This window comes from Methylobacterium hispanicum (assembly GCF_022179285.1).
Taxonomy (GTDB): Bacteria; Pseudomonadota; Alphaproteobacteria; order Rhizobiales; family Beijerinckiaceae; genus Methylobacterium; species Methylobacterium hispanicum.
The window spans coordinates 41,133-64,068 of record NZ_BPQO01000003.1 but is presented as its reverse complement, the minus strand read 5'-3'; the positions used below and the strand labels follow the sequence as shown (position 1 = coordinate 64,068).

Annotated in this window: 24 protein-coding genes; 9 read left to right on the top strand and 15 right to left on the bottom strand. The window is 73.8% G+C overall.

The genetic code is table 11. The features are described from left to right. Positions 1-223: 223 nt before the first annotated feature. The 4 genes from mch to MFF56_RS04275 all read right to left on the bottom strand — a co-directional run bounded on the left by mch (position 224) and on the right by MFF56_RS04275 (position 4,365). Complete coding sequence (gene mch, locus MFF56_RS04290; protein WP_066925581.1) at positions 224-1,192, bottom strand: methenyltetrahydromethanopterin cyclohydrolase; 969 nt, start codon at positions 1,190-1,192, stop codon at positions 224-226. Continuing rightward, positions 1,189-2,331 (bottom strand): ATP-grasp domain-containing protein, encoded by a 1,143-nt coding sequence (locus MFF56_RS04285; protein ID WP_238229570.1) that lies wholly within the window; start codon positions 2,329-2,331, stop codon positions 1,189-1,191. Before MFF56_RS04285 ends, mch begins: the two co-directional genes overlap by 4 nt. 61 nt (positions 2,332-2,392) lie before the next feature. Further along, positions 2,393-3,286: an NADP-dependent methylenetetrahydromethanopterin/methylenetetrahydrofolate dehydrogenase gene (locus tag MFF56_RS04280; protein WP_066923571.1), complete on the bottom strand. Its 894-nt coding sequence runs from the start codon at positions 3,284-3,286 to the stop codon at positions 2,393-2,395. A 65-nt stretch (positions 3,287-3,351) separates the two neighbouring features. Beyond that, the gene (locus MFF56_RS04275) at positions 3,352-4,365 is read right to left on the bottom strand and encodes a beta-ribofuranosylaminobenzene 5'-phosphate synthase family protein (RefSeq protein ID WP_238229569.1); all 1,014 of its coding nucleotides are present in this window, start codon (positions 4,363-4,365) and stop codon (positions 3,352-3,354) included. A 410-nt stretch (positions 4,366-4,775) separates the two neighbouring features. On the opposite strand from MFF56_RS04275, the gene MFF56_RS04270 reads away from it, so the two are divergent. The 4 genes from MFF56_RS04270 to MFF56_RS04255 are packed head-to-tail and all read left to right on the top strand — an operon-like array spanning position 4,776 to position 9,284. Beyond that, positions 4,776-5,834 carry a molybdopterin-binding domain-containing protein gene (locus MFF56_RS04270; RefSeq protein WP_066921461.1) on the top strand — a complete coding sequence of 353 codons (1,059 nt, stop codon included), beginning with the start codon at positions 4,776-4,778 and terminating at the stop codon, positions 5,832-5,834. After that, on the top strand, positions 5,834-7,483 hold the full coding sequence (locus tag MFF56_RS04265; protein ID WP_066921464.1) for a formylmethanofuran dehydrogenase subunit A: 1,650 nt from the start codon (positions 5,834-5,836) through the stop codon (positions 7,481-7,483). Before MFF56_RS04270 ends, MFF56_RS04265 begins: the two co-directional genes overlap by 1 nt. A gap of 60 nt (positions 7,484-7,543) precedes the next feature. Next, on the top strand, positions 7,544-8,476 hold the full coding sequence (gene fhcD, locus MFF56_RS04260) for a formylmethanofuran--tetrahydromethanopterin N-formyltransferase (protein WP_066921466.1): 933 nt from the start codon (positions 7,544-7,546) through the stop codon (positions 8,474-8,476). A 1-nt stretch (position 8,477) separates the two neighbouring features. Beyond that, positions 8,478-9,284: a formylmethanofuran dehydrogenase subunit C gene (locus MFF56_RS04255; RefSeq protein ID WP_066921468.1), complete on the top strand. Its 807-nt coding sequence runs from the start codon at positions 8,478-8,480 to the stop codon at positions 9,282-9,284. A 68-nt stretch (positions 9,285-9,352) separates the two neighbouring features. On the opposite strand, the gene flhB is transcribed toward MFF56_RS04255, so the two are convergent. Genes flhB through flgB form a run of 6 tightly spaced genes read right to left on the bottom strand, consistent with a single transcriptional unit; the run spans position 9,353 to position 12,752 of the window. Continuing rightward, positions 9,353-10,420, bottom strand: a complete 1,068-nt coding sequence (gene flhB, locus MFF56_RS04250) for a flagellar biosynthesis protein FlhB (protein WP_066921470.1) — start codon at positions 10,418-10,420, stop codon at positions 9,353-9,355. A gap of 42 nt (positions 10,421-10,462) precedes the next feature. Further along, a complete protein-coding gene (gene fliR / locus MFF56_RS04245; RefSeq protein WP_066921472.1) occupies positions 10,463-11,224 on the bottom strand; it encodes a flagellar biosynthetic protein FliR in 762 nt (253 codons plus the stop codon). Between the two features lie 45 nt (positions 11,225-11,269). Continuing rightward, complete coding sequence (fliQ, locus tag MFF56_RS04240; RefSeq protein ID WP_066921474.1) at positions 11,270-11,536, bottom strand: flagellar biosynthesis protein FliQ; 267 nt, start codon at positions 11,534-11,536, stop codon at positions 11,270-11,272. Between the two features lie 49 nt (positions 11,537-11,585). Beyond that, positions 11,586-11,900, bottom strand: coding sequence for a flagellar hook-basal body complex protein FliE (gene fliE, locus MFF56_RS04235; protein ID WP_066921476.1), 315 nt, complete (start codon positions 11,898-11,900; stop codon positions 11,586-11,588). Between the two features lie 7 nt (positions 11,901-11,907). Further along, positions 11,908-12,315 carry a flagellar basal body rod protein FlgC gene (gene flgC / locus MFF56_RS04230; RefSeq protein WP_066921478.1) on the bottom strand — a complete coding sequence of 136 codons (408 nt, stop codon included), beginning with the start codon at positions 12,313-12,315 and terminating at the stop codon, positions 11,908-11,910. 35 nt (positions 12,316-12,350) lie between these two features. After that, positions 12,351-12,752: a flagellar basal body rod protein FlgB gene (gene flgB, locus MFF56_RS04225; protein WP_066921480.1), complete on the bottom strand. Its 402-nt coding sequence runs from the start codon at positions 12,750-12,752 to the stop codon at positions 12,351-12,353. Positions 12,753-12,973: 221 nt separating this feature from the next. On the opposite strand from flgB, the gene MFF56_RS04220 reads away from it, so the two are divergent. Next, positions 12,974-14,221, top strand: coding sequence for a flagellar biosynthetic protein FliO (locus MFF56_RS04220; RefSeq protein WP_308445264.1), 1,248 nt, complete (start codon positions 12,974-12,976; stop codon positions 14,219-14,221). Positions 14,222-14,243: 22 nt separating this feature from the next. Here MFF56_RS04220 and MFF56_RS04215 read toward each other — a convergent pair whose 3' ends face one another. After that, positions 14,244-14,714, bottom strand: coding sequence for a VOC family protein (locus MFF56_RS04215; RefSeq protein WP_066918873.1), 471 nt, complete (start codon positions 14,712-14,714; stop codon positions 14,244-14,246). A gap of 192 nt (positions 14,715-14,906) precedes the next feature. On the opposite strand from MFF56_RS04215, the gene MFF56_RS04210 reads away from it, so the two are divergent. Continuing rightward, a complete protein-coding gene (locus MFF56_RS04210; RefSeq protein WP_066918871.1) occupies positions 14,907-15,551 on the top strand; it encodes a L,D-transpeptidase in 645 nt (214 codons plus the stop codon). A gap of 26 nt (positions 15,552-15,577) precedes the next feature. Here the strand turns inward: MFF56_RS04210 and MFF56_RS04205 are convergent, their stop codons facing one another. Next, complete coding sequence (locus MFF56_RS04205; RefSeq protein WP_082772839.1) at positions 15,578-16,702, bottom strand: AI-2E family transporter; 1,125 nt, start codon at positions 16,700-16,702, stop codon at positions 15,578-15,580. Between the two features lie 276 nt (positions 16,703-16,978). On the opposite strand from MFF56_RS04205, the gene MFF56_RS04200 reads away from it, so the two are divergent. Genes MFF56_RS04200 through MFF56_RS04190 form a run of 3 tightly spaced genes read left to right on the top strand, consistent with a single transcriptional unit; the run spans position 16,979 to position 18,923 of the window. Further along, on the top strand, positions 16,979-17,287 hold the full coding sequence (locus MFF56_RS04200) for an acyl carrier protein (protein WP_066918869.1): 309 nt from the start codon (positions 16,979-16,981) through the stop codon (positions 17,285-17,287). A gap of 20 nt (positions 17,288-17,307) precedes the next feature. Continuing rightward, on the top strand, positions 17,308-17,799 hold the full coding sequence (locus tag MFF56_RS04195; RefSeq protein WP_066918867.1) for a 3-hydroxyacyl-ACP dehydratase FabZ family protein: 492 nt from the start codon (positions 17,308-17,310) through the stop codon (positions 17,797-17,799). Beyond that, positions 17,796-18,923 carry a beta-ketoacyl-ACP synthase gene (locus MFF56_RS04190; protein WP_066918865.1) on the top strand — a complete coding sequence of 376 codons (1,128 nt, stop codon included), beginning with the start codon at positions 17,796-17,798 and terminating at the stop codon, positions 18,921-18,923. Before MFF56_RS04195 ends, MFF56_RS04190 begins: the two co-directional genes overlap by 4 nt. 80 nt (positions 18,924-19,003) lie before the next feature. On the opposite strand, the gene MFF56_RS04185 is transcribed toward MFF56_RS04190, so the two are convergent. The 3 genes from MFF56_RS04185 to MFF56_RS04175 all read right to left on the bottom strand — a co-directional run bounded on the left by MFF56_RS04185 (position 19,004) and on the right by MFF56_RS04175 (position 22,858). Then, entirely contained in the window at positions 19,004-20,155 is a 1,152-nt protein-coding gene (locus MFF56_RS04185) for a glycosyltransferase family 2 protein (RefSeq protein WP_066918863.1), read from the bottom strand. Further along, the gene (locus MFF56_RS04180; protein WP_066918875.1) at positions 20,152-20,919 is read right to left on the bottom strand and encodes a lysophospholipid acyltransferase family protein; all 768 of its coding nucleotides are present in this window, start codon (positions 20,917-20,919) and stop codon (positions 20,152-20,154) included. Before MFF56_RS04180 ends, MFF56_RS04185 begins: the two co-directional genes overlap by 4 nt. A 388-nt stretch (positions 20,920-21,307) precedes the next feature. After that, positions 21,308-22,858 carry a phytoene desaturase family protein gene (locus tag MFF56_RS04175; RefSeq protein ID WP_066919025.1) on the bottom strand — a complete coding sequence of 517 codons (1,551 nt, stop codon included), beginning with the start codon at positions 22,856-22,858 and terminating at the stop codon, positions 21,308-21,310. Positions 22,859-22,936: the final 78 nt, after the last annotated feature.

The following is a 22,936-nucleotide window of genomic DNA, read 5'->3' as shown; positions in this document are numbered from 1 at the left end:
GGGACATCGACCCGCGTCCGCTTGCCGAACGGGGCGCGGGTCCCCTCTCCCGAGCGGGAGAGGGACAGGGTGAGGGATGAGAACTGTCCGGATGGGGCTGGCCCTGGCCGCGGCGGCGTTGCGCCTTGTCCGTAGAGTTCTCGTCCCTCACCCCAACCCTCTCCCGCACGGGAGAGGGGGCGCGGTGCGGTTCCGGCCCGACGGCTGGGAACCGCGTGCGCGCTTACGCGAACGAGGCCTCGACGAGCGTCGGCTCCAGGCGCCCGCCCCGGAAGGTGGCGCCGGTGCGCACCGAGGTGACGATGGCCTCGGCGGGCGAGAACAGGGCGCCGTCGATCTTGTAGAAGTCGCCGTTCACCCGGGAGAAGATGTCGGCGAACGGCGCGCCGTGGTCGGCCGAGGTGGTGGACGGCAGCTGCTCGGCGAGCTGCCGGGCGTCGGCGTCGTCCGCGTCCACGAAGAGCTGGACCCGGCCGCCGTAGATGATGGCGTCGTTGGTGCGCCCCATCGCCTTGATGAAGTCCGGGTGCTGCGGCGAGAGCGGGGCGGTGCCGATGCCGTCCACGATGGCGTGCAGGTCGAAACCGACCGTGTGGGCCTTGTGGAGCGCCACCTCCAGCACGCGGGCCACCACCTGGGTGGCGCCGGCGAGCGACTGCGTCGGTGCGAAGATGAAGGTGAGGTTCTGAGGATCGACGCCCGTGGCCTCCGCCACCTTGGCGACGACGCTCGCCGGGGGACCGCCCGCGGCCTCCAGCACCAGGGCGGTGTGCGTGGCCGAATCCTTGTAGCCGAGCTCGGTGTAGAGCTCCTCGACGGTCGCGACCGCGCGGCCGGGCCCCGAGCCGAGGGCGAAGAAACCGGAATCGCCCGTCTCGTCCGCGAGGCTCCAGCCCGCGTACTGGCTGCCGAGGCAGGCGAGCACGGGGTCGGCGGCGTGCACCACCACCGAGTTCGGCCAGGCGGCGATCGGCCCGGTCGGGCTGATGCTCACGGTGCCGAGGCCCCCCAGGCAGATCTCGGCGATGCGCCGGCCCGCCTCGATCGAGCCCCGGGCGCTGGCGCCGGCATCGACCATGCGGGCGCCGCCGGGCTCCTGGCGGACGTCGAGCCGGAGCAGGCCCGCGTCGGCGACGAAGCGCTCGACCAGGGGGGCGCTCAGCGCGTTGAGGCTCGGGTACTGGGTGCTCATCCGGGGGCTTCCTCCTGCGCGAGCGCGGTCCGCAACGCCGTCGCCCGCGCCCGCAGCGTTTCTCTGGTCTCCGCCGCGTCCGCGCCCGTGGCGAGCACGGTGCAGAGCGGCGCGTCCCGCCGCACCGTGGTGCCGGCGCGGGGGCGGTCGCGCACGTGGTCCGGCCAGGCGTGGGCCGGCACGGGCGCGAGGTCCCGGTCCGCGTAACAGATCTCGGCGGCTGCCGCATCTGCCGGTTGCGAATCGGGCGGCGGCATGCCTCCGCGGCTCGCCGCGAGATGGGCGAGGATGAGCGGGGTCGCGCGCCGGTCGAGCACGTCGAGGGTGGCGCCGGGGCGCGGGTTGATCTCGGTGAGCCACCAGCCCTCCGCGGCGACGAGGCAGTCGGCGCTGGCCAGCCCGCGCAGGCCCGTGCGGGCGACGAGCCGGGCGACGGCGCCCGCGATCTCCGCGGCGATGTCCGGGGGGACGGACGAGGGCTCGGCCGCGCCGCGGGCGAGCGCGCCGCCGTAGCGGAACGGGCGGAGCGGGGAGGGGGCGCACCACTGCTCGGTCAGCGCCAGCACGCGGATCCCGCGCCCGTCGCCGAGGACGTTCAGGGCGTGCGGCCGGCCCGGCACCCGGGCCTGGAAATAGGCGCCCGGCGGGGCCCGGCCCCGCCCCGCCCGGCGGATATGGCTGCCGCCCGAGCCGCCGACGCGCTTGACCAGCCAGTTCGCCGGGTCGGGCCGCGGCTCCACCGCGACCGCCGGGTGCGGGACGGCGAGCTCCGCGCAGAGCGCGGCGAGGCGGAACGGATCCTTCAGGGCGGCGACCGCGTCGGGCGCGGCGCCGAGCAGGCCGTGGCGCGCGTGGATCGCCGCCATCAGGTCGGGCGCGTCCTCGAAGCCGCTGCCGAGCACGGCGCCGATGGGCCGGGTACCGGCCGCCGCCGCGAGATCGTCGAGGGCGTCGAGGAGCACCGTCCCGCCGAGCCGTCCCGCGCCGAAGCGGCCGGGCAGGGGGCGGTAGGCCTCGGCCAGCGCGAGGGTATCGGCGTCCCCGAACAGGTCGGCCACGAGCGGGCGCAGGCCCGCACGCCGGGCAGCCTCGGCCAGCGCCCGTCCGGACTGGGCGGCGATCAGGATGGCGTCGGTCACGGGCGTGATCCTCCCTCCCCCCGCGGAGGGGGGAGGGAGATCGTCGCTCGGTCGTCCCCGCTCAGCCCGTCACCTCGACGGCGAGTTCGTAGGCGTCGCGGAAATCCAGGCAGAGCGGTTGGTCGGCCTGGAGCATGCGGCGGAACAGGCGGCACTGGGTCTGGTACTTCACGTTGCCGACCGCGAGCGCGCCGATGCCGATCCCCTTGCCCGTCGGCAGGGGCACATCGACCGCGTTCACGTCGATGCCCGCGATGCCGGCCGGCGGCACCGCGTTGACGTCGGAGGCGACGAGGAGCTTGGGCGCGGATTCGAGATCCTCCGCCGAGAGGATCGGGATGCCGGCGGGCCCGGCCGAGAGGATCACGTCGGCATCGGCAATCGCCCGGCGCCGGTCCTCCGGCGCGGTGCCGTCGACGGCGCCGACCTCGATGCCGAAGCGCCACTTCATGGTGAAGGCGATCTTCGAGACGCGCTCCTCGCCGTCGTGGCCGACGAGCACGGTCTTGGCCCCTTCGAGCGCCCCGATCACCGCCGCTACGTAGGCGACGACGCCGGCGCCGCCGAAGATCACGATGCGCTTGCCCTTGAGATCGGTGCCGTGCCGCTGGCGGAGCGCGCGCGCCACCTGCGCCACCATCGCGGCGCCCGTGGTGAAGGAGCCGGCGGGGTCGGCGAAGATGTGGTTGGCGAAGGGGGGCACGAAGGCTTTCTTCGCCCGGTCCACCATGTCGAGGGCGTCCTCGGCGTTCTTGCCGCCGATGAACAAGCCCGTGCGCACGCCGTCCTCGGGGGCGCGGGAGAAGATCGAGTCCTGGGTCAGCGAGACGACGTCCGGCAGCGTCACGTCCGTGTAGGTGACGATGGTCTCGAAGCCCGCATCGATCGCCATGTTCACGTCGAAGGGGCTCATGTGCTTGAGCGGCGTGAGCATGTGCAGGATCGAGCGGGCCATGGTCGTCTCCTCGTTCTTGGTGGGCGCGTGCGCCTGCCTTGCGAAGACCGAAGGCGGGGGCCGGGTCAAGCCCGGAGAGGAGCGGGGCCCTCCCCGCCCGTCACCGTCGCGCCCGTATTCCGTCCCCGGGCCACGACGTAGCGCAGCCCCGCGCCCGGCAGCGCCGCCTCCAGGTCGGCCACCAGCGCCCGCGCCTGCCCCTCGCTCGGCACCAGCGCGAAGCCGGTCGGACCCCAGGAGGATTGCCCGTAGCCGGCCACCCCGGCCTCGGCCACCCGGGCCAGCGCCCGCGCCACCGCGGGGCTGGCGAAGCGGCCGCCCTGGTGGGGGGCGAAATGGTCGCCGACGAGCCGCTGGATCGTCGTGATGCCCGCGCCGAAGGCCTCGGGCTCGGCGGTGACGGCGGCCGGCAGCACCTGCATCAGCACGATCCGGCAGATCTCGGCGGCCTGGGCTTCGGGGAAGCGCGGGAGATCGCGAAACGCCTCGACCTCGCGGGCGCCGTGCACGCCGGTCATCCCCGCGTCGAGGATCAGCACCACCCGCCACGCCTCGGGGTAGGGCAGGCGGGCGACGACCGGGGGCGGGGCGCCGGTCGCGTCGCGGCCGCCATCGACGATCAGCCCGCCCTCCGTGAAGGCGCACAGGCCCACGCCCGAGCGGTTGCCGCGGTCGAGGGCGTTGGAAAAGTCTTCCGGCGCGAAAGGCCGGCCGTGCAGCCGGGCCAGGCCCGCGGCGACCGCGAGCGCGAGCTGCGTGCCCGAGCCGAAGCCCGCATGGGCGGGAATCGCCTCCGCGACCCGGATCCGCACGCCCGCGCCCACCCCGAGATGGGCGGCGGCCGCCCGGATGTAGCCGAGAACCCGCTCCGCCTCCGGCCCCTCGGCGCATGGCTCGGGCGCGGGCTCGGCGGTGAGCCTGAGGGCGGGCGCGTCGATGGCGAGCCCGATGCTGCCGAAGCGGCGCCCGAGGCCCCCGTGCAGGTCGAGGAAGCCGAAATGCAGCCGGGCCGGGGCCTCGACCGTGACGGCGGTCGCCGGTCCCGCCGCGGGCTCGCTCCGGCTCGGCAGTTCGGGCACCCGGTCTCTCCTCGGCTCGTCGCGTGGTCTGGCTAGAGCGCCCGCGCCGCCCGGCGGTTCCGTGGACGGGTTCCGTGGACGGGTTCCGAAGACAGGCCCCGATCGGCGGGCGCCGGCTTCTCCCATGCGGGCGCCCGCCGGGCAACCGGCGGGCCTCGCGATGCGATTCGGCGCGCTGGGGCCTTGCCTGCCGGGGCCGCGCGATGCAAACCTGACCGCGAGGCGGCCCGGATGCCGTCCGCCAGAGGTTGCGCCGTGGTCTGACCAGGGGCGCGGCCCGTCCGGCGGGCAGGCCATTCCGGCACGCCGGGCCCGACCGCGCGGCCCGGCGGCATCGGTCTTAGGCGACCGCCCCCGCGCAGCGACAGCCTGCGATGCGCGCGGCCCAACGATAAAACACGCGAGGGTGGATGGCAGCCTGGGTCAAGGGTGGGGCGACCGACGCCGACGCCGCCGTGATGGCGGCGGCACGGCTCCTGTCGTCCGCGCACGCGCCGGTCTTCGCCGGCCTCAACGCCGAGGTGGCGGCGATCCGCGCCGCCTACGATCTCGCCGGACGCATCGGCGCATCGGTCGACACCGCGGGCGGGGACGCGACCTACGCCGATCTCGGCGCGCTGGCCCGGGTCGGCGCGATGCAGGCGCCGCCCGCCGAGGTGGCGGGCCGCGCCGACGCGGTGCTCGTGGTGGGCGAGGCTCCCCTCAAGAGCCCGCTCGTCGAGCGGCTGCGCGGGACGAAGCCGGTCCGCGGGCGCGCCGCGGGCGCGGAGCGCAGCATCCACCATCTCCGGAGCAACCAGGATCTCGCGGTCCAGATCGCGCATCTGCGGGCGCATGCCCGCGGCCACATGACCTCCGACGCCGGGATGGCGGAGACCGCCCGGGCGATGGCCTCCGCGCTCTACGGCGCCGTGCTGTACGATCCGGGCGAGCTCGGCACGCTCGGCATCGAGATGCTGCAGGGGCTGGCGATGGACCTCAACGAGTCCACCCGCTGCTTCGCGCTCTCGGTCAGCGACGGCACCCAGGACCGCGCCGCCCTCCAGGTCGCGGCCTGGACCACGGGGCAGGCCACCCGCGTCGGCTTCGGCCGGCGCGTGCCGGAGCAGGATCCCTGGCGCTTCGACGCCGACCGGCAGGCGCGGGCCGGCGAGGCCGACGCCGCGCTCTGGCTCGCCAGCCTGCCGACCCCGCGGCCCACGTGGCTGAAGACCCTGCCCACCGTGGCGCTGGTCGGCGCGGACGCCGCGCCCGACCTCGCCGAGGTGGTGATCCGGGTGGGCGAGCCCGGCCGGGAGACCGGCGGCGTGCTCTGGAACGAGGGCCGCGCCGGCCTGAGCTACCGCGCCCCCGAGCAGGGCGCAGACCTGCCCACCGCCGCCGACATCATCGCGCGCATCGCGGCGGCCGTCGCCGGCCGCGGCGCCGTCGCCGGCCGGAGCGCCGTCGCGAACAGTGAGGACGCCTGATGCTGATCCGGATCCAGGGCGGCCGGGTCGTCGATCCGACCGCCGGCCGCGACGCGGTGGGCGACGTCTGGGTCGAGGACGGCCGCATCGTCGCGCCGCCGAGCGACCGCAAACCCGACCAGACCCTCGACGCCGCCGGCTGCGTGGTGATGGCGGGTGGCGTCGAGGTGCACTCGCACATCGCGGGCGGCAACGTCGTCACCTCGCGCCTGCTGCTGCCTGAGCTCTACGTCAGCGAGGCGGCGCCCGAGGGCCATCCCTTCGCGCACGCGGGGGGTGCGGCCGGCTGGATCGGCGCCACCTACGCGCGGATGGGCTACACCACGGCCGTCGAGCCGGCGATGCCGCCGGTCCACGCGCTCGCGACCCAGCTCGAACTCGCCGACATCCCGCTGCTCGACCGCGGCGCGCTCACCGTGCTCGGCAACGACGACCACCTCCTGCAGATCCTGCGGGACGGCGAGGGCAGGGCGGCCGTGCGCGACCTCGTGGCCTTGAACGTCGCGACCTCGCGGGGCTTAGGGGTCAAGTGCATCAACGCGGGCGGCGCCTCGGCCTTCAAGGACGGCGCGCTCAAGCTCAGCCTCGACGACGAGATCCCCTGCTACGGGTTGTCCACCCGCAAGATCATGGGCGCGCTCCTCGACGCGGTCGAGGAGATCGGCGTGCCGCACCCGCTGCACGTCCACTGCAACAACCTGGGGCTTCCCGGCGCCGACGACTCGCTCGTCGCGACGCTCGACGCGGCGGAGGGGCGGCGGATCCACTTCGCGCACGCCCAGTTCTACGCCTACGGCGTCTCGGATCCCGAGAACCCGATGACCGGCGGCTTCCGCTCGGCGGCAAGGCGCATCGTGGACGCCATGATGACGAACCCGCAGGCGAGCCTCGACATCGGGCAGGTGGTGTTCGGCCAGACGGTCACCGTCTCGCTCGACATCCTGCGCCAGTTCGGCGGCCGCAAGGGCGCCAAGCCCAAGAAGTGGGTGCTGAACGCGGGCGACGCGGAGGGCGGCGGCGTGGTGCCGTTCCTCTACCGGCCGAAGGGTCCGACGAGCTCGCTGCAATGGGCGATCGGCCTTGAGATCATGCTGCTGTCGGGCGACCCCGAGCGCACGATCCTCACCACCGACCACCCGAACGGCGGTCCCTTCACCCAGTACCCGCGCATCATCCACCTGCTGATGGACAAGGAGGCGCGCGACCGCGAGATCGCGACGCTGCCGGGGATCGTGAAGGAGCGCTCGGAGATCGCCACGATCGAGCGCGAGTACACCTTCTCGGAGATCGCCCAGCTCACCCGCTCGGGACCGGCCAAGCTCCTCGGGCTCGACGACCGCGGGCATCTGCGCGCCGGGGGCCGCGCCGACATCGCGATCTACCGCGACGACCCGGACCGGACCGCGATGTTCACCGCGGCGAAGTTCGTGCTCAAGGACGGCCACGTCATCGTCGAGGACGGGCAGGTCGTGGACTGGCGCGCGGGCCGGTCCCTCGCGCTCACCGTCGAGTCCGACCGGGCGATGGAGCGGCGCACCGAGACCTACCTGCAGGACCGCTACGGCCAGGGCCTCGACAGCTTCGCGGTGCCGGAGGCGGCGTTCGCGACGGACAAGCCCGTGTTCGAGGACGTGGCATGCCGGACGTGACGCTGTCGCGGATGCTCCGCGGATCCGAGGGGCCGATGCGGCTTTCGAACCATGGCTGAGATGACGCACCTCACCCTCAACGGCATCCCGGTCGAGGACACCTTCGCGGAGGCCTTCGACGTCGCCGGGACCGCGCTCATCGTGACGAACGACACCGCCCGCTGGGCGATGATCGCCGCCACCGTGATGACGGGCTTCGCCACCTCGGTGATCGGCTGCGGCGCCGAGGCCGGGATCGACGCCGAGCTCTCCCCCGAGGAGACGCCGGACGGGCGCCCCGGCGTGCGCATCCTGCTGTTCGGCTTCGAGCCGAACGGGCTGAAGGACCAGCTGATCAAGCGCGTCGGCCAGTGCATCCTGACCTGCCCGGGCACCGCGGCCTACGCGGGCGTCGACGGGCCGACCAAGATCAAGCTCGGCGGCGCGATCCGCTATTTCGGCGACGGCTTCGCGGTCGCCAAGCGCCTGCCCGACGAGACCGGCAAGCTGCGCCGCTACTGGCGCATCCCGGTCATGGACGGCGAGTTCCTGTGCGAGGACTTCGTGCGGGCGGTCGATGGCGCGGTCGGCGGCGGCAACCTCCTGTTCCTCGGCCGGAAGCATGCCGACACGCTGAAGGTCGCCGAGATCGCCGTCGAGGCGGCCGCCGCCGTGCCCGGCGCGATCCTGCCCTTCCCGGGCGGCATCGTGCGCTCGGGCTCCAAGGTCGGCGGGCGCACCAAGGGGATGATGGCCTCGACCAACGACGCCTACTGCCCGACGCTGAAAGGTCGGGCCGGCTCGCGGCTGCCGCCCGAGTGCAACGTGGTCCTGGAGATCGTGATCGACGCGCTGACCTCGCAAGGGGTCTCCGACTCGATGCGGGCGGCGCTCCACGCGGCGACCGAGGTCGGGGCCGCCCACGGCCTCGTGGCGGTCACGGCCGGCAATTACGGCGGCAATCTCGGGCGCCACCATTACCACTTGCGCGACCTGCTCGCGAAGGAGGCCTGAGATGCCCGTCCTCACCCTCCGGGAGGCGCCCCCCGAGCGCCTCGACTTCCTCGCCGTCAACCCGCTGGCGCTCTCGGGCCTGAGCCAGGGCGATGCCGAGCGCCTCGTCGTCGGCACCACCCGGCGCGGGCTGGTGCTCGGCGACTGCTTCACGGTCGCGCTCGACGGCTCCGACACGCTGACCATCGCGGGCGGCCACGAGCGGCTCGACCGGGTCGGCGCCGCGATGTCCGAGGGCGCGATCCGCGTCGAGGGCGATGTCGGCCAGCGCCTCGGCGCCGGCATGGCGGGCGGCAGCCTCACCGTCACCGGCAATGCCGGGCCCTTCGCGGGCTCGGGCGCCACCGGCGGCACCATCGTGATCGAGGGCGATGCCGGCGACCATGCGGGCGGGGCGGTCCACGCCGCCAAGGTCGGCCTCGACGGCGCCACCCTGGTGATCCGCGGCAGCGCCGGGGACTACCTCGGCGACAGCATGCGCCGCGGCCTGATCGTGGTCGAGCGGGCGGGCGCTTTTGCCGGCGCGCGGATGATCGCCGGCACGATCGCGGCGGGCACGGTCGGCGACCATCCGGGCTACGGCATGCGCCGCGGCACCCTGGTGGTGGGCGGCCACGGCAGCCTGATGCCGACCTTCGTCGAGACCGGGGCGCTCGATCTCGTCTACCTGCGGCTGCTCGCCAAGTCGCTCCGCCCGGTGAGCGCCCGCCACGCCGACCTGCTCGCCAATGCGCCCAATGGTGTGCCCAAGCGCTACTCGGGCGACCTCGCCACGATCGGCAAGGGCGAGCTCTGGGTCGCGGCGTAGTCGCGACGCGGCGGCCTTAAGCCGCCGCGCTCCCGCCCTCCATTTCCCCGGACGGGCGGAAGGCCGCCTCACGCCGCCCGGCGGCGCAGGCGCATCACGAAGCCGATCACCTCGGCCACCGCCCGGTAGTGCTCGGCCGGGATCTCCTGGTCGATCTCGACGGTGGCGTGGAGCGCGCGGGCCAGCGGCGGGTTCTCCAGCACCGGCACGTCGTGCTCGGCCGCGACCTTGCGGATGCGCAGGGCCAGGGCATCGACGCCCTTGGCGACGCAGACCGGCGCGGTCATGCCCGCCTCGTAGCGCAGGGCCACGGCGTAGTGGGTCGGGTTGGTGACGACGACGGTGGCGGAGGGCACGGCGGCCATCATGCGCTTCTTGGTGCGCTGGGCCCGCAACTGCCGCATGCGGCCCTTCACCTCCGGGTTGCCGTCCGTCTCCTTCATCTCCTGCTTCATCTCCTCCTTCGACATGCGCAGGCCCTGGCGCCAGCGGAAGCGCTGGTAGAGTGCGTCGGCGAGCGCGATCAGGAGGTGGATGGCGAGCACGCCGCCGAGAAGCTTCAGGCTGATCGAGAAGATCGCCGCGAGGCAGGCCGCCACGTCGAGGCGCACGAAGGCCTCCAGCCGGTCGCGGTCGTTCCAGAGCAGGGTGCCGACGACCACGCCGACGACCCCCATCTTGGCGAGCCCCTTGCCGAACTGCACCAGGGCCTCGACCCCGAAGATGCGCTTGACCCCGGCCATCGGCGAGATCCGGTCGAATTTCGGCGCCAGCGTCTCGGTGGTGAAGACGAGCGGGTGCTGCAGCAAGCCCGCGGCGAGCCCGGCCGCGACGGCGAGCCCCGCCGGCACCGCGAGCGCCTGGAGCCAGAGCAGCAGCACGCGCGAGACCACGCCCTGCATGGTGTGGGCGTCGTCCGGCAGGGCGTGCGCGTTCATCAGGAAGGCGCGCATCTCGACCGTGAGGGTGCGGGCGATGTCGGGCCCCGCGATCACCAGCGCCAGCGTGAAGGCGCCGAGTGCCGCGAAGGTGTTGATCTCGATGCTGTTGGCGACTTGGCCGCGCTCGATCGCCTGGTCGAGCCGGCGTTGGGACGGCTCCTCGGTCTTGTCCTCCTGCTCCGCGTCGTCAGACATCGCGGCCCCCGAAGCATCGGGTGCTCAGCGCCCGGACGGTGCCTAGCGCCCCGAGAGCTGCGCGAGGAAGCGGCCGAGGTCGTCCAGGAAGACGCCCATCATCACGCCGATGCAGCCCACGAAGATCGCCATGCCGATCAGGATCGAGGCCGGCACCGCGACGAAGAAGACCTGCAGCTGCGGCATCATCCGCGAGAGCACGCCGAGCCCGAGGTTGAACAGGATGCCGAAGGCGATGAAGGGCGCCGAGATCTGCACCGCGAGCGCGAAGCCGCGGGCGATCGCCTTGAGCGCCAGCTGCACCGCGTCGCCGAAGCCCGGCACCCCGTCCGGCGGCAGCAGCGCGTAGCTGCGCCCGATCCCCTCCAGCGCGATGTGGTGCAGGTCGGCGGCCAGGATCAGGGTGATGCCGAGCAGGGTCAGGAAGTTGCCGACGGTCGCCTGCTGCCCGCCCATCGTCGGGTCGACCGTCATGGCGTAGGAGAGGCCGAGCTGCTGCGAGACGATCAGCCCCGCGGTCTGGAGCGCGGCGACCAGCATCCGGACGGTGAGCCCCAGCACCAGCCCGACCAGCGTCTCGCCGAACAGCAGCGCGACGAGCCGCGGGCCGGCGAGCGTCTCGGGGGCGCCCAGCAGCGGGCGCACGGTCGGGAACAGCACCAGCGCCACCAGCAGCGCGAAGGCGAGCCGCAGGCGCGGCGAGATCGTGTTCTCGCCGATGCCCGGCATCAGCATGATCAGCGTGCCGACGCGCGCGAAGGTGAGCAGGTAGGCCGCCGCGATCCCGGGCAGAAGGAGATTCATCCCCCGCCTTATGGCACGCGCCCGCGGACACGTCCCGCGCAGCCATCACCCGCCGGCCGCGATGCGGGCGGCGATGCGGGTCATGTAGCCGGCCATGGCGTCGCCCATGAAGGGCAGCATCAGCAGCAGCGCCGCGAAGACCGCCACGATCTTGGGCACGTAGATCAGGGTCTGCTCCTGGATCTGGGTCAGCGCCTGGACGAGGGAGACCACGAGGCCGACGACGAGCGCCACCAGCATCAGGGGCCCGGCCATCTTCAGGAAGACGAAGATGCCGTCGCGGGCGACGTCGAGGATGGCGAGACCGGTCATTGGGGGTACGCGAGCGGAGGCGGGGAGGGCGCGGGAGATCGGAAAGGAATCAGATCTGCATGCGCATGATCTCCTCGTAGGCGGAGAGCATGCGGTCGCGCACGGCGACCATGGTCTGCAGGGCGGTCTCGCTCTCGGCGACGGCGGTGACGACATCGACGACGTTGGCCTTGCCGGCCGCGACCGACATCGCCTGCGCGTCGGCCCGCTGGCCGGCGGCGCCCACTTGGTCGATCGCCTGGCCGAGGAGCTGGGTGAAGTCGGTGCCGGTGCCCGAGACGGGCCCGATCCGCGGCGCCGGGCGGCCGGTGCCGATGCCCTGGACCGCCGCGTAGGCGCCGGCCGCGAAGTTGCTGCTCGCCATGGCCCGACTACTTCAGGATCTCGAGGGTGCGGGAGATCATCCGGCGGGTCGCCGTGACCATGTTGAGGTTGGCCTCGTAGGAGCGCTGGGCCTCGCGCATGTCCATGTTCTCGATCAGCGCGTTGACGTTGGGCATGCGCACCGCCCCCTTCTCGTCGGCGGCCGGGTTGCCGGGGTCGTACTTGCTGCGGAAGGCGCTCTGGTCGCGCCGGACCCGGCCGGTCTCGACGAGGCTCGCGCCGGTGTCGCGGTCGAGATGGCTCGTGAAGGTCGGGATCTTGCGCCGGTAGGGTTCCATGGTCGCGCTCTGGGGCGAGGAATCCGCGTTGGCGATGTTCTCGGCGATGATGCGCATGCGCCCCGACTGGGCCTTGAGGCCCGAGGCGGCGATGGTGAGCGACTTCGAGAAATCCACGGCCCGATCCTTTCAGGCGAAATCCGGCCTCGCCCTCAGCGCTTGCCGACGGCGATCTTCAGGGTGTCGAGGCTCTTCTGGTACATCGAGGCGGCGAGCTGGTAGTCCGACTGGTTGTCGCCGGCCTTCATCATCTCCTCCTCCAGGTTCACCGCGTTGCCGCTCGGGCGGACCTCGAAGCTCTTGACCTTGCGCGGGTCGGCGCCCGGGCCCGCGGTGCCGGCGGGCGCCATGTGGCCGGCCTGGGTCAGCGCGAGGGTGCCGGAGGCGGCGGGCTTGCCCGTCGCCGGGTCCAGGCGGAGCGCCGCGAGGTCGCGCGGGCGGAAGCCCGGCATGTCGGCGTTGGCGACGTTCTCGGCGATGAGGGTCTGGCGGGCCTGCTGCCACTGCATCCGGGTGCGCAGCATGGCGAGCAGCGGCAGATCGGTGACGGCCACGGGCCTCGCCTCCAGGGTGGTCGGACAGATCTGCCGACCGGCAGAATCTGCCGGGTCCATGGTTAACGGAGCGTTAAGCCGGGCGGCACGCCCGTCGGGACCGCCGGGGGAAGCTGTTAACGAAAGTTTAAGCGCGATTGCGCGCCGCACCCGTCCACATGCTAAACTGCGCAGCGAAGTTGCGTCGAGGCCGCGCGGGCCCAGAACGAGAGTGCGAAGCCTTGCTGCAGTCCGTGTTCGGCTCCGAGGGCTCCCCGATCATCCAGTACGTCAGCATCTTCGCCGTGATCTTCGCGGTCCTCGCGGTGATCGTGCTGGTGCTGCGCCGCCTCACCGGGGGCGGCCTCGCCGTGCCGGGACGCGGCCCGCAGCGCGGGCGCCAGCCGCGGCTCGGCATCGTCGACGTGTACGAGCTCGACCGGCAGCGCCAGCTCATCCTGCTGCGGCGGGACAACGTGGAGCACCTGCTCCTCGTCGGCGGCCCGAACGACGTGGTGATCGAGCGCAACATCCAGCGCGGGCGCGCGCTCGGCGAGCCGGCCCTGCGGCCCGACGCCCTGCACGAGCCCGAGCCGCTCCCGGAGCCGGCCGAGCCCGCGCTCGAGCCCCCGGGCCCGCTTCCCGGCCTGACCGCCCGCCGGCCCGAGCCCGCCTTCGAGCCGCGCTTCGAGATGCCGGTGGTGGTGCCGCCGGCCGTGCCGCGCTCGAACGCCGCCCCGCCGGTGACGCACCCGCTCGACGCAGCCGCGCTCGGACCGGACGAGGGCGGCGAGCCCGCCCCCGTGCCGCCGGCCCGGGAGATTCCGGACGCCCCCGCCCCGCTGGCGCCGCCCCCCGAGGCGGCGCGCGAGCGGCCGGTGAAGGAGGGGCCCGCCCGGCGCCTGCTGCGCCGGACCGCTCCGCCCCTGGCCACCCCGGCCGCCGCGCCGGAGCCCGCCGCCGAGCCTCCCGCAGCAGCCCAGGAGGCGTCTCATGCTGCGTCTCAGGCCGCCTCTCATGCCGCATCCCCCGCGGGGCCGCCGCGACGCTCGGTCGATCCGGTGATTCTCTCGGACATGGCGCGCCAGCTTCAGGAGGCGTTGAGCCGGCCGTCCTCCGCGGTGACGCCCCCGCCCGCGGGCCCGTCGCCCGCACCGCCGCAGCCCTCCACGGCGCAGTTCCCGCCCCCGCAGCCCCGGCCCGCGGTCGATCCCATGGCCGCCGCGATGGCGACGGCGCCCGAGCCCCCCGCACAGCCCCGGCCGGCGCCGCCCGCACCGACGCCGGCCGCCCCCGCCAAGCCCGCGCCGGCCGAGCCGGCAGGCGAGTCCGCGCCCACGCCGGTCGCCAAGCCGGTCGCCAAACCGGTTACCCAGCCGGGCGCACAGCCCGCGGCCTCCAAGCCCGCGGCCGCGCCCAACCCCTTCTCGGTCGAGGAGATCGAGGCGGAGTTCGCCCGCCTGCTCGGGCGCCCGCTGGACAAGCGCTGACCGGCGGGCCGAGGCCGGCCCTTCAGGCCGGCGGGTAGGTGATGAACTCCATCAGCGACCCGTCCGGGTCCCGGAAGTAGACGCTGATGCCGGGCCCGGCGGCGCCGTTGCGCTCCACGGGCCCGCGCTCCACGCCGACGCCGTGGCGGTGAAGGTGGGCCATCGCCTCCTCCAGCGTGCCCGGCCAGCGGAAGCAGAGGTCGCTGTTGCCGGGCAGGACCGGCTTGGCGGCGAGCGGCTCGGCGACGACGCCCGGCCCGTGGCAGTTCAGCTGCACCCCGCCGAAGCGGTAGGCGAAGCCGGCCCCCCGCTCGATCACCTCGGCCCCGAGCACGTCGCGGTAGAAGGCGGTGGCGCGCGCCCAGTCCGAGACGTGGATCACGCAATGGTCCAGATGGATCGCCGGCCGGGTCGGGATCTCGGGAAGGGCGGAGGTCGGCTCGACCTCGGGGAGGGGCGTGGCGCCCTCCGGAAGGGTCTCGGTCGCAGGCATCGGCGGGCTCCGGAACGGGGATGGCCGACCAGATAGGGCGCCCAGGGGATCAGTCTTCCGGCGCGCGCGCCGCCGCCCCTTCACGCTCCCGTGGCGGGCTCTTCACGCGGGCGTGCGGCGCAAAAGCTACATCTTGGGCCGGGCGGAGGGTCTAGTCAGGGCGTCCACGACGAAGCCCGCAAGGTGAAACCCATGCTCGCCCGCCGGACCCTGCTGGCCGCCCTCGCGGTCGCGCCGCTCGCCGCCTGCCAGAGCCGCGGCCCCGCGCAACTCGCCGCGACCCCCGAGGAGGCCGCGTGGTACGTCGGCACCAAGCCCGACAAGCCGCACGACATCCCGCTGGTCGATACCGGCCGGCTCGATCCGAAGTATCGCCGCCAGGTCGTACGCTACACCGGCCTCGAGGCGCCCGGCACCATCGTGGTCGACATCGACAACCGCCAGCTCACCCTGGTCCAGGCCGAGGGCACGGCGATCCAGTACGGCATCGGCGTGGGCAAGCTCGGCTTCTCCTGGAAGGGCGAGGCCCGGGTCGGCCGCAAGGGCGTCTGGCCGGACTGGAGCCCGACCACCACGATGGTCTCGCTCAACCCGGACCTGCCGCGCACGCTCAAGGGCGGGCTCGAGAACCCGCTGGGCGCCCGCGCGCTCTACCTCTACCAGGGCAACCGCGACACGCTGTTCCGCCTGCACGGCACCAACGAGCCCTGGAGCATCGGCGAGCAGATGTCCTCGGGCTGCGTGCGCATGCTCAACGAGGACATCGCCGACCTCTACGAGCGGGTGCCGGTGGGCACGCGGGTTCTGGTGAAGCGCAACGGCCGGTACCGGGTTTAAGGACCGGGCCCGACGCGCGGTGGGCCTCAGCCCGCCCGCTTCGCTCCCCCGGTGAAGTCCCGCCACAGCAGCACCAGGGCCGCCATCACGGCGGGCCCCAGGAACAGGCCGAGCAGGCCGAAGGTCTCGACCCCGCCGAGGATCCCGAGCAGCACCCAGAGGAAGGGCAGCTGCGTCGTGCCCCCGATCAGGACCGGCCGGACGAAGTGGTCGGCCACGAAGGTGACGACGAAGCCGGCCGCCACCACGACGAGGGCCGGCACGGTCTGCCCCTGCGCCAGCAGCAGCACGGCCGCCAGCCCGAAGGCGACGGGGGCGCCGAACGGGATCATCGCGGCGATGGCCGTCAGCGCGCCGAGCAGCACCGGGTGCGGCACGCCGGCCAGATAGTAGACGAGGCCGAGCAGCACGCCCTCGCCGAGGCCCACCAGCACGAGCCCGTCGACCGTGCCGTGCACCGAGGCCACCATCTGCCGGGCGACCCGCTCGCCGCGCGGGCCGAACAGGCGGTTGCAGGCGGTGAGCGCCTGGTCGCGCACGGCGTCGCGGTCCCGGAACAGGAAGAACAGGGCGAGCAGGCTGAAGCCGAACAGCACCGCGCGGTGCACCACCTCGCGCCCGAGATTGCGCGAGACGCCGAGGACCCGGCCGTTGTCGAGGCGGTGCAGCAGGTCGGAGGCCGCCTCCGGATGGCCGAAGGTCCGGCCCCACCAGGCCTGGGCCTGGGCGGCGCCGAAGGGCAGGTGGTTCAGGAACTCGGGCGCCGGGATGCCCGTCCGCTCGGCGGAGCGGACGAAATCCATGACGTCGTGGGCCTCGCGCGCCGCCTCGATGCCGAGGATCACGAGGGGGCCCAGGATGACCAGGGCGACGAGCAAGGTCGCGAGCCCCGGCAGCAGGATGTTGTGCCGGTCGCGGGGCAGGCGGCGCTCGGCGCGCTCGTAGAGGGGCCCGAGCGCGATCACCAGCACGACCGCCCAGGCGAGCGCCGGCAGGAAGCCGTGCAGGATCCAGAGCCCGAGGCCCGCGAGCGCCAGGACGAGGCCCGCGCGGGCGATGCCTTGCGCGCGGGGGCTGCGCGTCGGCGCGGCGGCGCCGGGATCGCGCGCGACCGGGCCCGGCGCGGGCCGGGCGACCACCTTCGAATCCATCGCACGACCCTCCACGCACCCCGCGCCGGGGATCTAGGTCGGGGAGGGCGCCCCCGCTATCGCCGGGACGGGCGAAAGACCCCGCGGCGGCTTCACGAAACCGACACGGTTGCCCCTCCGGAACCCCTCGTGTAGAGGTCGCGCCCATCCGAAGGGGGCCGCGCGCGGCCCCGCAATGCGTCGGCTTGGCAGGCGGGGACGAGCGCGGGGGCGGGCTCGCCCACCGGTCCCCGTAAGGCTGCGCGGCAGAACACCTGACGGAATCGGCGAGAACGCATGTCTGAGCCCCAGAACGGCAGCACGGCCACCTTCGAGCGCGTGGCCGACATCATCGCCGAGACCGCCGACATCCCGCGCGAGAAGATCACGCCCGAGAGTCACGCCATCGACGACCTCGGCATCGACAGCCTCGCCTTCCTCGACATCGCCTTCGCGGTCGACAAGGCCTTCGGGATCAAGCTGCCGCTGGAGCGCTGGACCCAGGAGGTCAACGAGGGCAAGGTCCCGGCCGAGGAGTACTTCGTGCTGAAGAACCTCTGCGCCCGCATCGACGCGCTGGTGGCCGAGAAGGCCGCCAAGGCCTGATTCGCAGCGGATAGCCCGTCATGCGCCTCGAATATTTCGAGATGATCGATTCCGTGCGGCTGCTCGACCGGGCGGCGGGGCGGATCGAGGCGCTGGCGCGGGTGCCCGACGCCAGCCCCGTCTTCGAGGGGCATTTCCCGGGCTACCCCCTGGTGCCGGGCGTGCTCCTCACCGAGACCATGGCGCAGGCCTCGGGCTACCTCGTCCTCGCCCATCTCGACTTCGCGCTGATGCCGTTCCTGATGGCGGTCGACAAGGCGCGCTTCCGCTCCTTCGTGGGTCCGGGCGCGGAACTCATCGTCGCGGCGAGCCTCGTCCACGACGGCTCGGGCTACGCCGTCACCAAGGCGTCGATCCGGCACGGGGACAAGGCGCTCGCCGACGCGGAGCTGCGCTTCCGCACCATGCCGTTCCCCGCGGAGCTCGACGGGCTGATGCGCGCGCGCGCGCGCGAGATCGGCCTGACCGGGGCGAGCGGACCGGGCGACGCCAGCGCAGGACCCGCCAGATGACCCGCGACGTCGTCGTCACCGGCCTCGGCCTCGTCTCCTGCCGGGGCGAGGGCGTGGCCGCGCACCTCGCAGCGCTGGATTCCGGCACGGCGCCCGCCACCGACACGGAGCGCTTCGCGCCCTACGCGGTCCACCCGGCACCGGGCATCGCCTGGGACGGGCAGATCCCGAAGAAGTCCGACCAGCGCCAGATGGAGGCGTGGCAGCGCCTCGGCGTCTACGCGGCGGGCCTCGCCCTCGACGCGGCCGGCGTCAAGGACGACGCCGCCTTCAAGCAGGACCTGCACCTCGTGGTCTCGGCGGGCGGCGGCGAGCGCGACTACGCGGTCGACGGGGCGATCCTCACGGGGCTGCGCGGGGCGGCGGATCCCGGCGCCTACCTCAACGAGCGGCTGCAGAACGACCTGCGCCCGACCCTGTTCCTGGCCCAGCTCTCGAACCTGCTCGCCGGCAACATCGCCATCGTGCACGGGGTCACGGGGGCGTCCCGCACCTTCATGGGCGAGGAATCCTCCGGCGTCGATGCGCTGCGGATCGGCGCGGCGCGCGTCGCCGCGGGCCAGATCGACGCGGTGCTGGTCGGCGGCTCCTACAACGCCGAGCGGCCCGACGTGCTCGTGATCCACGAGATGGGCGGCTACCTGCGCCGCGGCGCCTACGCGCCGGTCTTCGCCCGCGCGGAGACGCCGGGCTTCATCCTCGGCAGCTGCGCCGCCTTCCTGCTGCTCGAATCCGCCGAGGGTGCCGCCGCCCGCGGCGCCCGGGCGCTGGCGCGCCTCGCGCCGGTGACGAGCGACCTGACCCGGCGCGAGCCGGGCCGGGTGGGGCTCAGCCTCGCCGGCCTCTGGTCGGCGGCCGGGATCGCCCTGCCGGACGCGGTGGTCTCGGGCGCGACCGGCGTCGCCCCGATCACCGCCGAGGAGGCCGAGGTTCTCGCCCGCCTCGCCCCGGGCGCGCCCGTCCACGCGCTGGGAGACCTCGCCGGCCACGGGCTCGAGGTCGCAGCGCCCCTCGGTGCGGCGCTCGCCGCCGCACTGGTCGCGGAGCGCGGATTGAGGGAGGTCGCCGTCACGGCGGTCGGCCACCGCCGCGGCGAGGGCGTCCTGCGGGTGCTGGCGGCTTGAGGCCGCGCTCGGCCGTCCCGACCCTGGCGTACGAACCTTAGGAGCGTCCCCGCTCCCCGCGAACCGAACGGCGTCCGCCCCTACTCGGCGCCGCCTACGGGGTAGCTGCGGCCCTTCCACGTCGCCGCGCCGGCGCGCTCGCGGCGCAGCAGCACGTTCCACTGGATGGCGAGCGCGGTCAGCACGATCACCGGGTGGAGCGGGATCGTGGCCGCGGGCTCGCCGGTGCACAGCGTCACCGCCGCCCGGGTAGCGAGCGAGAGGGCGAGCGCCGCGAGCGCGCACGCGAAGGCGGCGGGCGGCAGGTCGCCGAGGAGCCCGGCCGCGACGAGCCCCCAGGGCAGGACGTGGCCGAGCAGCAGCAAGGCCGTCCAGACCGGCAGGGCGCGGGGCGTCGCCATGCCCTCGTGGGCGTTCTTCGAGAAGCCCGCCCAGGCGTCGCGGAAGCCGCCGTACATCCGGCAGAGGGCGAGGTTGCGGCCCGCCGCGAGATCGGTGCGCAGGCCGTGGCGGCGGAAATTGCGCGGCAGCCGCACCCCGTCGTGCAGGGAGGCCCGGATGGCGCCGTGCCCCCCCGTCTCCTCGTAGGCGGCCCGCGTCGCCAGGATCATCTGCCCGCAGGCCGCCCCGAGGCTCGGGTGGAGCGAGCGGCGCATGGCGAGGACCGGCAGGTAGCCGACCAGCAGCAGGTTGATCATCGGCACGGTGAGGCGCTCGCCGAGCGTGTCCATGCGCTGGCGCGGCACGGCGCTGACGAGGCCCGCCCCGCCGCGGCGCGCCTGGGCGGCGAGGCGCGCGGCGGCCCCGGGCGCGAGCTGCACGTCGGCGTCGATGAACAAGAGGTGCTCGCCCCGCGCCCGGGTGGCGAGGTAGGCGCAGGCGTTGTTCTTGCCGGTCCAGCCCTCTGGGAGCGGCGGCACGGATTCGAGGCGCAGGCGCGGATCGCCGGCGGCCAGAGCCCGCACGAGCGCCGCGGTGCCGTCGGTCGAGTGGTCGTCGCCGACCAGGACCTCGACGGGCGTGCCGGTGCTGGCCAACGCGGCCACGAGCGTCGGGCCGATCCGCTCGGCCTCGTTGCGGGCCGGAATCAGGATCGAGACGAGGCCGGAGCCGCCGGGCTCCGGCTCCGGCCTGCGCAGCAGGCCGAGGTTCAGGGCCGCGAAGAGCGCGGGCTGGAGCGCCACGATCAGGCAGGCGAGCGCCAGCCCGGTGAGGAGGGCGTTGGCGGTCATGGTGTGGGCTCCCGGGGGCCGTCCTGGGCCGCGCCCCCGTGCGCGGGGTCGAAGCGGCGGCCGGCGACGAGCGCCCGGAGCCGCCGCCAGAGGTCGTAGATCCCGCCGATCCCCTTGCGCCCGGCGACGAGTTCGCGGAAGCGCTCCGGCTCGCGGGCGATCACGTCGGCGCTCAGCCGGTCGAGGGTGGCGGTGAGCTCGCGCTCCAGCCGGGCGAGGCGCTCGGGGCGGGGGAGGGCGACGAGGTCGCCGCCTGAGATCGGCGCGCCGAAGGCGGCGAAGGCCTCGGCGCCGCGCTCCTCCCAGAAGGCGTATTCGAGGGCGAGCGGCAGCACGAGGGCGTCGGGAGCGATCTCGGGCAGGCGCGCGACGCCGGGGCGCAACGCCAGCGGCCGGGCGCGCCCATCGCTGAAGCGGCCCTGCGCGGTGATCCAGAGCATCCGGTGCGGTGCCGCGAGGATGGCGCGGGCGTGGGCCAGGAACGCGGCGGCCCCGCGCGGGCTGTCGAGATCGACCCCGAAGGCGCCCATCCGCTCGAAGATGCGGTACTTGCCGAGCACCGCGGCGTCGAAGGGGGCGCGGCCCTCGCGGCCGGGGAAGAGTCTGCCGGCCAGCACGATCATCACCGCGGCGTCCCACCAGGCCGGGTGGTTGCAGTAGACGACGATCGGGCCCGGATGGTCGAGCCCCTGCGGCAGGCCCCAGCGGGCGAGGCGCAGCGCGTTGAGGTGGCGCCCCACGAAGCGCTCGAAATAGCCGAGCATGAACCGCCAGAGCTGGGGCGAGACGGGGTGCAGGTCGGCGGGGCGCCGTCCGGGTCTCGGGTCCACCACGCGCCGCGCCTCCGCCGGGGCGGCGCGCGCGCCGTCCTCGGGTTCAATCCGGGGCGGGGCAGGGGGTTCGGCCAGCGTCATGCGGCGACGCCCTCCCTCCCCCCTCTGCGGGGGAGGGTACCCTGCGAAGCAGGGGGGTCGGGACGAAGTCCCGCAGAGAGGGGAGCCACGGGAAAGGAAAGGGCGAGGCCTGCACGAAGGGCACAGTCCCTCTCTGAAGCCGGGTTCCCCCCTCCGCGGGACTTCGTCCCGACCGACCCCTGCTGACGCAGGGGCCACCCTCCCCCGCAGAGGGGGGAGGGGGCGCTGCGTGGTCGCGTCATGCCGACTGGCGCAGGCCGCCGCGCGCGTCCTGGTCGTGCGCGTCGGCGGCGATCCAGCCGGACATCATCACCATCGGCATCCCCGGCCCCGGATGGGCGGCGCCGCCCGCCAGATACAGATTGCGCACCTGCCGCGAGCGGTTGCCCGGCTTGAACGCGCCCATCACCCGGCCGTGCGAGGCCAGCCCGTAGATCGCCCCGTTCAGCACCTTGTAGCGGTCGTGGATGTCCTGCGGCGTCAGGTGCCGCTCGACCACGATGCGCTCCTCCAGGTCCGGCATCCCGGCGGTGCGCTTGAGCTTGTCGAGGATCACCTGCCGGTAGGCCGGGAACATCTTCGACCAGTCGTGGTGGGGCCGCAGATAGGGCGTGTGCACCAGGACGTAGAGCGCCTCGCCGCCCTCGGGCGCCACCGAGGGGTCGGTGGAGGAGGGGGCGGCCAGATACGCGGTCGGGTCCGGGGCGGGCTCGCCCCGCCGGTAGATCCAGTCGAACTCCTCCTCGGGATCGCGCGAGAAGACGAAGTCGTGGTGGTTCAGGTGCTCGTAGCGCCTGTTGAGCCCCAGATAGAGCACCACGCCCGAGCAGGCGGGCTCGGGGTTCTTCTTCTCGTAGGCCCGGCCGACCTCGCCGCCGACGAGTTCCCGGTAGGTCCGCACCGAGTCCATGTTGGAGATCACGGCGTCGTAGGCGGTCGTACCGCCCTGCGTGCGCACGCCGCGCACGGTGCCGTTCTCGATGTCGAGCCCCGTCACCTCGGAGCCGGGCCTCAGGGTCGCGCCGAGCTCGCCCGCGAGCTTGGCCAGCGCCTCGGCCACCGCGCGGGTGCCGCCCATCGGGTACCAGACCCCGTCCGCCGTCTGCATGTGGGCGATGGCGCAGAGCACCGCCGGCGCGCCGTAGGGCGAGGAGCCGACATACTGCACGAAGTGGTCGAGCATCTGGGCGAGGCGGGCGTCCTTCACCTTGCCGCGGATGGTGCTGGCGACCGAGGCGTGCATGCGCAAGCTCAGCACGTCCCGCAGGGTGCCGGGGTTCATGTTCGCCCGGATGTTGATCGTGTCGAACAGGTCCTCGACCGGCTTCCAGAAGAAGAACTTTTCGGACACACCGTGCAGGTGCTCCGAGATGGAGAGGAATTTCTTGTAGCCCTCTCCCGCGCCGGCGCCGGGCACGAAGCGGTCCATCTCCGCCGCCATGGTGGCGACGTCCTGCATCAGGTCGATCCGGGTGCCGTCGTCGAAGAAGCAGCGCCATTGCGGGTCGAGGCGGCGCAGATCGAGGTAGTCGTTGATATCGCGGCCGGCCTCGGAAAAAATCCGCTCCAGCACGCGGGGCACCGTGAGGATGGTCGGCCCCATGTCGAAGCGGAAGCCGCCCTCGTGCAAGACCGCGGCCTTGCCGCCGAGCCAGTCGTTCTTGTCGTAGAGGGTGACGCGGTGGCCGCGCGCGGCCGAGACGCAGGCGGCGGCGAGCCCGCCGAGGCCGCTGCCGATGACGGCGACCGAGGAACCGCCCGAAGGACGGGCAGGGAAACCGGAACTCATCTGTTAGGCTCCTGCGGAACGCCCGGGCGGGGTGCCGCCGGGGCTCAAGCTGACGGGGGCTGAGACCGGCGTCAACGC